Annotated in this window: 2 protein-coding genes; both read left to right on the top strand. The window is 59.1% G+C overall.

Going from position 1 to position 1,063, the window contains the following annotated elements; all coding sequences use genetic code 11:
* Positions 1-291: HDOD domain-containing protein (locus Q5I06_RS08680; RefSeq protein WP_475581210.1), on the top strand; the 291-nt coding region annotated here is incomplete at its 5' end.
* A gap of 92 nt (positions 292-383) precedes the next feature.
* Entirely contained in the window at positions 384-872 is a 489-nt protein-coding gene (locus Q5I06_RS08675) for a RecQ family zinc-binding domain-containing protein (RefSeq protein ID WP_305520946.1), read from the top strand.
* The last annotated feature ends 191 nt before the right edge of the window (positions 873-1,063 follow it).

Below are 1,063 nucleotides of genomic sequence, written 5' to 3'. Positions count from 1 at the left end.
CATCTGCTCAACAAGGAGCACTGCAGCACGCTGGGCCTCGCCCACGCGATCCTGCAGGATCCGGGCCTGTCAGCAAAAATTTTGCGTGTCGTGAACTCGGTCGCGTACGGCGCGCGCGGCGAGCCGGTATCCACCATCTCGCGCGCGATCGTGCTGATCGGCTTCGAGTGCGTGCGCGAGATCGCGACCGGGTTGCTGCTGATCCAGCACCTGACGCGCGGCAAGCCGAACAACCAGGTCGTGCACGACAACCTGCGCCGCGCGCCGCAGGAATCAGCCGACCGACAATGACGTTCTCCTTGAGACCTCTGAGATCGTCCTTGACACCGCGCACCGCGGCATCGGTCAGCACGCGGGTCGTCTCCTGGAAAGATGCCGCCGAAATGAACGACTCCGTCGCAAGAGACGCCTTGGTGAGCCCGAGCAGAAGCGGCTCCCAGCGCGCCGTGAGCTTGTTGTTGGCAGCCGCCTCGTCGTTCTCCTCGAGCAGGCGCGAACGGTCAACCTGTTCGCCGCGCAGGAAGCGCGTCTCAGCGGCGCTCGCCGAGCTCGGTGTCGTGCAGGCGCTCGCCGGAGGGCGCCACGCGCTCGCGGACGGCGGCACGGCTGCACCGTCGGGCTGCGAGGCTGCGATCGCGGTGGTGACGCGGCTCGCCGAGCGTCGTGATGCGGTACGCGCGCGCCTCGGGTTCGTGCGCTCCTACGCCGAGACGTCGGGCTGCCGGCGGGCGTTCCTGCTGCGCTACTTCGGGGAGGCGGCCGCCGAGCGCTGCGGGCGGTGCGACAACTGCGAGAGCGATTTGCAAATAAATCGACTTGTTTATGAACTCTACGAACTATCAGAGGAAGAAATAGCTTTTGTTGAAAGTTAAAAATAGCAAAAAACCTAGCCCAAAAGGACTAGGTTTTTAACATCAGAGGGTTAAACCTTTTTATCTATCCAAGTTACCAGCTTAGATGATCCAATTCTAGCATAAAAATATCATTTTGTTAATTAAAACTGGATTCTATGAGTTCTATTTCTTTATCATTTAGATTATAAAGGGTATAGACCATCTTATCT

The organism is Helicobacter cappadocius, assembly GCF_030688855.1.
Taxonomy (GTDB): Bacteria; Campylobacterota; Campylobacteria; order Campylobacterales; family Helicobacteraceae; genus Helicobacter_J; species Helicobacter_J cappadocius.
The sequence above is the reverse complement of the archived record's forward strand: the minus strand, read 5'-3'. Positions and strand labels throughout refer to the sequence as shown.